At 75.0% G+C, this 7,438-nt stretch carries 5 protein-coding genes; all 5 read right to left on the reverse strand.

Annotated features, from left to right (window positions below):
- Nucleotides 1-285 precede the first annotated feature (285 nt).
- On the reverse strand, nt 286-1,722 hold the full coding sequence (obgE, locus tag J5Y05_RS30435) for a GTPase ObgE (RefSeq protein WP_210876527.1): 1,437 nt from the start codon (nt 1,720-1,722) through the stop codon (nt 286-288).
- 132 nt (nt 1,723-1,854) lie between these two features.
- Nucleotides 1,855-2,109: a 50S ribosomal protein L27 gene (gene rpmA, locus J5Y05_RS30440; protein WP_006132816.1), complete on the reverse strand. Its 255-nt coding sequence runs from the start codon at nt 2,107-2,109 to the stop codon at nt 1,855-1,857.
- Between the two features lie 14 nt (nt 2,110-2,123).
- The gene (gene rplU / locus J5Y05_RS30445) at nt 2,124-2,444 is read right to left on the reverse strand and encodes a 50S ribosomal protein L21 (RefSeq protein WP_004931419.1); all 321 of its coding nucleotides are present in this window, start codon (nt 2,442-2,444) and stop codon (nt 2,124-2,126) included.
- A gap of 173 nt (nt 2,445-2,617) precedes the next feature.
- Nucleotides 2,618-3,703: an iron-containing alcohol dehydrogenase family protein gene (locus J5Y05_RS30450; protein ID WP_210876528.1), complete on the reverse strand. Its 1,086-nt coding sequence runs from the start codon at nt 3,701-3,703 to the stop codon at nt 2,618-2,620.
- A gap of 201 nt (nt 3,704-3,904) precedes the next feature.
- Nucleotides 3,905-7,438: Rne/Rng family ribonuclease (locus tag J5Y05_RS30455; protein WP_210876529.1), on the reverse strand; the 3,534-nt coding region annotated here is incomplete at its 5' end.

Below are 7,438 nucleotides of genomic sequence, written 5' to 3' on the forward strand. Positions count from 1 at the left end.
GCTCGGCGTGTCGGGCTTCCGTACGGCGGGGGTCCGGCGTGTCGGGGGCTCCGTATGGCGGGTGCCGGCGTGTCATGTCGCGGGCCTCGCCGCCCGTGACATGACCGGCGTGTCGGCGCCCCTACCGCCCGGAAACCCGGCGTGTCGGGGACACCCCCGTGTCGGAACCCGGCGTGTCGGGGCGCCCCCTCCCGTCGGAAACCGGCGTGTCGGCACCTCCGACACGCCGGGCCCGGCGGGCAGGCCACCGGCAGGTCCGCACCCGGCCGCGCGCCCGCGCCCCGGTCAGAAGGGCTCGAAGCCGTCGTATTCGCGCTGGGAGTCGTCGCGGCGGGCCTCGCGTTCGCGGCGGCGCTGGGCGGCGGGGCGCGGGGCCTCGAAGCGGTGGTCCTCGCCGCGGCGGCCGAGCATCTCGGCGCCGGCGGTCACGGACGGTTCCCAGTCGAAGACGACCGCGTTCTCCTCGGGGCCGATGGCGACGCCGTCGCCGGGGCGGGCGCCGGCCTTGAGCAGCCGGTCCTCGACGCCGAGGCGGTTGAGCCGGTCGGCGAGGTAGCCGACGGCCTCGTCGTTGTTGAAGTCGGTCTGGCGGACCCAGCGTTCGGGCTTCTCGCCGCGTACCCGGAAGAGTCCGTCGTCCTCGCGGGTGACGGTGAAACCGGCGTCGTCGACGGCCTTGGGCCGGATGACGATGCGGGTGGACTCCTCGGCGGGGCGAGCGGCGCGGGATGCTGCCACCAGTTCGGCGAGGGCGAAGGAGAGTTCGCGCAGTCCGGTGCGGGCCACGGCGGACACCTCGAAGACGCGGTAGCCGCGGGACTCCAGGTCGGGCCGGACCATCTCGGCGAGGTCCTTGCCGTCGGGCACGTCGATCTTGTTGAGGACGACGATGCGGGGCCGGTCGTCCAGTCCGCCGTAGGCGCGCAGTTCCGCCTCGATGACGTCGAGGTCGCTGAGCGGGTCGCGGTCGGACTCCAGGGTGGCCGTGTCGAGGACGTGCACGAGGACGCTGCACCTCTCCACGTGGCGCAGGAACTCCAGGCCGAGGCCCCGGCCCTGGCTGGCGCCGGGGATCAGTCCGGGCACGTCGGCGATGGTGTAGACGGTGGCGCCGGCGGTCACCACGCCGAGGTTGGGGACGAGCGTGGTGAACGGGTAGTCGGCGATCTTCGGCTTGGCGGCGCTGAGCACGGAGATCAGGGAGGACTTGCCGGCGCTCGGGTAGCCGACGAGTGCCACGTCGGCGACGGTCTTCAGCTCCAGGTGGACGTCGCGGAGGTCTCCGGGCACGCCGAGCAGCGCAAAGCCGGGGGCCTTGCGGCGGGCGGAGGCCAGTGCGGCGTTGCCGAGGCCGCCCCGGCCGCCCTGGGCGGCGACGTAGGAGGTGCCGTGGCCGACGAGGTCGGCGAGGACGGTGCCGTCCGCGGCGAGGACGACGGTGCCGTCGGGGACGGGGAGGATCAGGTCCTGCCCGTCCTTGCCGGAGCGGTGCCCGCCTTCGCCGGGCTTGCCGTTGGTGGCCTTGCGGTGCGGGGAGTGGTGGTAGTCGAGGAGCGTGGTCACGGACTGGTCGACGGTGAGGACGACGTCGCCGCCCCGGCCGCCGTTGCCGCCGTCCGGGCCGCCCAGCGGCTTGAACTTCTCACGGTGGACGGAGGCACAGCCGTGGCCTCCGTTACCCGCGGCGACGTGCAGCTCGACGCGGTCCACGAAGGTGGTCATGGTGTGGTGCCTCCAGAGACGTACGGGGTGGGTGTAGCTGTAACGCGGAAAGGGCGGACCTGCTTCCCGTGCCGGGAAGTGAGGTCCGCCCTCGCCGCATCGCTCGGTACGGAAGCCGTGCCCTGGGAAGGGTCAGGCGACCGGAACGATGTTGACGACCTTGCGGCCGCGGCTGGTGCCGAACTGCACCGAGCCGGCCTGCAGCGCGAACAGGGTGTCGTCGCCGCCGCGGCCGACGCCCGCGCCCGGGTGGAAGTGGGTGCCGCGCTGACGGACCAGGATCTCACCAGCGTTGACGACCTGACCGCCGAAGCGCTTCACGCCGAGCCGCTGGGCATTGGAGTCGCGCCCGTTCCGGGTGGACGATGCGCCCTTCTTGTGTGCCATGAGTTCTCAGTCCCTTACTTCGCGGCGGCGGGGATCTCAGTGACCTTGATCGCCGTGTACTGCTGGCGGTGGCCCTGACGACGACGGTAGCCGGTCTTGTTCTTGTAGCGCAGAATGTCGATCTTCTGGCCCTTGTGGTGGTCCACGACCTCGGCCTGGACCTTGATGCCGGCCAGCACCCACGGGTCGCTGGTCACAGCGTCGCCGTCGACGACGAGCAGGGTCGAGAGCTCGACCGTGTCGCCGACCTTGGCGGTGGAAATCTTGTCAACCTCGACGATGTCGCCGACAGCAACCTTGTGCTGGCGGCCACCGCTGCGCACGATGGCGTACACGCGGATCTCACTCTCTCGCTCGGGAACGGCACCCCCGCAGTCCAGCCGCCCCGCGGCAGACGCGTACGGCCTCTCCCGGTCGCGGCCCGCGTCCGGGAGGAAAAGGGTTTACGGGGATGTGACGCGTCTGTCGACACGCCGACGCTCAAGATTACGGGCCCGCCGGACGGGGGTCAAACCGGCCCCGGCGGCCCGCCGACGGAGGCAATGCGCTCGGCGTATTCGGCGTACGCGCGGGCGATCCGCTCGGGCGGCAGGTCCAGGTGCTCCAGGATCGTGTACCGGCCGGGCCGGGTGCGCGGCGCGAAGGCGACGGCGCGGACGAACTCGTCGTCGCCGAGGCCCAGTTCCCGGGCGAGTACGGGCAGCCCGTGGCGGCGCAGGGTGCGGGCGATCAGCCGGGCGCGGCCGGTTTCGCCGCGCAGGTGGGTGGCGAAGGCCGCGGCCATGCCGACCTGCTCCCCGTGGCAGGCGGGGCGGCGCGGGTGGAGCAGGTCGAGGGCGTGGCCGATCTCGTGGCAGGCGCCGGAGGCGGGTCTGCTGTGGCCGGCGGTGGTCATGGCGATGCCGGAGAGCACCAGTCCCTCGGCGAGCACGGTGAGGAAGGCGTCGTCGTCGCAGTCGCCGGGGTGGCGCAGGACGCTTTCGCCGGCCTGGCGGGCGAGGGCGGCGGCGAGGCCGTCGACGCGTTCGCCGCGGACCCGGTGGGCGAGTTCCCAGTCGGCGACGGCGCTGAGGTTGGAGAGGGCGTCGCCGATGCCGGAGCGCACGTAGCGGGGCGGGGCCTGGCGGACCACGGCGAGGTCGACGAGGAGGGCGACGGGCGCGGGCACCCCGTAGGAGCCGTGTCCGGCGTCGTTGGCGAGGACGGAGACCGGGGAGCAGATCCCGTCGTGGGAGAGGCTGGTGGCGACGGTGACCATGGGCAGTCCGAGGCGGGCGGCGGCGAATTTGGCGCAGTCGATGACCCGGCCGCCGCCGATGCCGACGATGGCGTCGTGGTGGCCGGCGCGGGTGCGGTCGGCGAGGCGTACGGCGTCGTCGAGGCCGGCGCCGCCGGTCTCGAACCAGGCGGCGCCGGGCAGCGCGGGCGCGAGCCGGCGGCGCAGGGCGGTGCCGGAGCCGCCGCTGACGGCGACGGCGACCCGGCCGGAGGGGGCGATGCGCTGGTCGACGAGGAGGTCGGGGAGGTCGTCGAGGGCGCCGCGGCGGATGTGCACGGCGACCGGTGAGGGGATGAGCCGTGACAGGACCGGCACCGCGCCTCCGTCCCGGGGCGTCTCGCCCGCGTGCGGCGTCGGCCGGGCGCCGGCGCCAAAGGGGTCATCATGGCCGCTCGCGGGCGTGGGGGACCCCGTCCGGGTGCGGGGGTGGCCGGGAAGGCACGGGAAGTTGTCCGGGAAGGCGTGTGGCCCCGTCCTCGGGAGGACGGGGCCACACGGTGGTGCCTGCGGGGCGGGTCAGCCCTCGTCGGCGGTGGCGGTGACCGTGGCCGGTGCCTGGCTCTCGGCCGCCGCGGTCTTCTTGGCGGCCGTCTTCTTGGTGGTGGCCTTCTTGGTGGCGGTCTTGGCGGGCGTCGTCTTGGCGGCCGTGGTCTTGGCCGTCGTCGTCTTCGCCGCCTTCTTGGCCGTGGCCTTCTTCGCCGCGGTCTTCTTGGCCGCCGTCTTGGTGGCGGTCGTCTTCTTGGTGGCGGCCTTCTTCGCGGTGGCCTTCTTGGCCGTCTTGCGGGCCGCCGCCTTCTTGGCGGGCGGCGCCTCCTCGGCAGCGGGCTCCTCGGCCCCGGCGGCCTCCTCGGCCCCGGTGGCCTCCTCGGCAGCGGGCTCCGCGGGCTCGGCGGCGGCCTCGGGGGCCTCCGCAGGCTCGGCGGGGGCCTGGGCGGCCGGGGCCGCCGCCTCGGTCTCCGCCTCCGGGGTGGCGGCCGACGGGACGACCACGACGGCCGCCTCCTCGGACGCGGTGGAGGTGGTGGGCTTGCGCACCGCCCGGCGCCGCGGGCGGGCCGGGGCCGCGCTCTCGGCCGGCTCGGACGCCTCCGGGGCGGCCGGGGCAGCCTCCTCGGCGGGCTCGGCCGGGGCCTCGGACGCCGCGGGGGCCTCCTCCGGCTCGGCCGGGGCCTGCGGCGTCTCGGCGACGGTCACCACGGCGGCCTCGGACCCGGCGGGCGAACCGGCCGGCGCGGTGGCCTTCCGGGTGGCCCGGCGCCGGGTACGGCCCTTCGGGGCGGCCTCGGCGGCCGGAGCCTCGGGAGCCTCAGGGGCCTCGGGGGCGGGCGCCTCGACGACCGCGTCCTCGACGGCGGCCGGCTCGGCCAGCGCCTCGGCGGCGGGCTCCTGCCGGACGGGACGCTCCGCCTCCTCGGCGGCCGTGACGTCCTGCGCGGTCGGGCGCTCCGCCCGCGCCGCCGCCTCCCGGGCGGGGGTGCCCGCCGGGGCCGACGCGCGCCGGCTCGCCCGGCGCCGGCCACGACCGCGGGTCGCGGCGGCCTCCGCCTCGGCGGCGCTGTTGTACAGCTCCTCGTCCGCGCTGAAGTCGGGCGCCGGCAGGGCGACCGGTTCGGCCGCCTCGGCGGCCGGCTCGGCCTCGCTCTCCGCCTCCTGCTCCGCGGTCGGGCCGGTCTCGACGCCGGCCACGGCCTCGTGCTCGTGCGGCTGCTCGGCCGCCCCGGCACGGGCCCGCTTGCGGCGCTTGCCGCCGCCCGCGGCGGAGGGCTGGTCGAGGTGGACGATGACACCCCGGCCGTTGCAGTGGACGCAGGTCTCCGAGAAGGACTCCAGCAGGCCCTGGCCGACCCGCTTGCGGGTCATCTGCACCAGGCCCAGCGAGGTGACCTCGGCGACCTGGTGCTTGGTGCGGTCGCGGCCCAGGCACTCCAGCAGGCGCCGCAGCACCAGGTCCCGGTTGGACTCCAGCACCATGTCGATGAAGTCGATGACGATGATGCCGCCGAGGTCGCGCAGCCGGAGCTGGCGCACGATCTCCTCGGCCGCCTCCAGGTTGTTCCTGGTGACCGTCTCCTCCAGGTTGCCGCCCTGGCCGGTGAACTTGCCGGTGTTGACGTCGATGACGACCATCGCCTCGGTCCGGTCGATCACCAGCGAACCGCCGCTGGGCAGCCAGACCTTGCGGTCCAGCGCCTTGGCGAGCTGCTCGTCGATCCGGTACGTGGCGAAGACGTCGACCTCGGAGGTCCAGCGGGAGAGCCGCTCGGCGAGGTCCGGCGCGACGTGGGAGACGTATCCGTGGATGGTCTGCCAGGCTTCGTCGCCGCTGACGACGACCTTGGAGAAGTCCTCGTTGAAGATGTCCCGCACGACCCGGACGGTCATGTCCGGCTCGCCGTAGAGCAGCGTCGGGGCGTTGCCGCCCTTGGCCTTCTTGCGGATCTCCTCCCACTGCGCCTGGAGGCGTTCGACGTCGCGGCGCAGTTCGTCCTCGCTGGCGCCCTCGGCGGCGGTGCGCACGATGACGCCCGCGTCCTCGGGGACGATCCGCTTGAGGATCGACTTGAGGCGGGAGCGCTCGGTGTCGGGGAGCTTGCGGCTGATGCCGGTCATCGAGCCCTCGGGCACGTAGACCAGGTAGCGGCCGGGCAGGGAGACCTGGCTGGTGAGGCGGGCGCCCTTGTGGCCGATCGGGTCCTTGGTGACCTGCACGAGCACCGACTGCCCGGACTTCAGGGCGGACTCGATGCGGCGCGGGCCGCCGGACATGCCGAGCGCCTCGAAGTTGACCTCGCCGGCGTACAGGACGGCGTTGCGGCCCTTGCCGATGTCGATGAAGGCGGCCTCCATCGACGGCAGCACGTTCTGCACCTTGCCGAGGTAGACGTTGCCGACGTACGAGGTCGACTGCTCCTTGTTGACGTAGTGCTCGACGAGCACGTCGTCCTCCAGGACGCCGATCTGCGTGCGCTCGCCGTGCTGGCGGACGACCATGACGCGTTCGACGGCCTCGCGGCGGGCGAGGAACTCGGCCTCGGTGATGATCGGGACGCGGCGGCGGCCCTGCTCGCGGCCCTCCCGGCGGCGCTGCTTCTTGGCCTCCAGGCGGGTGGAGCCCTTGATGGACTGGACCTCGTCGGAGGGCTCGGTGGCCTTGCGGGGTTCGCGGACCTTGACGACGGTGCGCTCGGGGTCGTCGGCGGACGGCTCGGCCTCGCCGGAGGCGTCCCCGGCGCGGCGGCGACGGCGACGGCGGCGACGGCTGCTGCTGGAGCCGCCCCCGTGGTCGTTGTCGCCGGAGGCGTCGTCGTCCTCGGTGTCCTCTTCGGCCTGCTCGGCGCTGTCCTCGGCGTCCTCTTCGGCCTGCCGTTCGGCGGTGCGCCCGGTACCGGCGTCGGAGTCCGCGCCGTCCGCGCCCTCGCCGTCGGTGGTGTCGGTGCCGTCGGTGGTGTCGCCGTCGGCCGAGTCGCCGCGACGGCGGCGGCGTCCGCCCCGGCGACGGCGGCGGCGGGAGCCGGACTCCTCGCTGTCGTCGCCGTGGTCGCCGTGGTCGCCGTGGTCGTCGGTGTCTTCGTGGTCGTCGTGGTCGTCGCCGGTGTCGGCCTCGGCGTCGGTGCCGTGCGCGGGGCCGGTCTCGGCGGCGGGCGCGGTGGTGCGCTCCTCGGTGCTCTCCTCGGGGGCGGCGCCCCGGCGGCGGCGACGGCGGCGCGATCCGGCGGCCGGCTCCTCGGCGTGGTCCTCGGCCCGCTCGGGCGTCGTGGTGCCGGCGGCTTCGGCGGCGGCTTCCGCGGCGGCCCGCTCGGGCGTCTGGAAGCGCGGCTCGGCGAAGACGGGCGGCTGGAAGAGGGCGACGGCGGGGCGGGCCGGACGCTTCGGCGTGTCGGACTCCTCGGACCCGGAGGCGGAGGCGGAGCTGTGCGTGGGCGCGGCGAAACCGCCTGCGGCCTTACGGGTGGCGCGGCGGCGCGCGCGGCGCGGGGCGGCGTCCTCGGCGGGAGCGGCGGCCGGTGCGGTGGTCTCGGGGGCCTCGGCGGCGGGCGCGGGCGCGGCGGC

The sequence above is a fragment of the Streptomyces tagetis genome (genome assembly GCF_018069565.1).
GTDB lineage: Bacteria > Actinomycetota > Actinomycetes > Streptomycetales > Streptomycetaceae > Streptomyces > Streptomyces tagetis.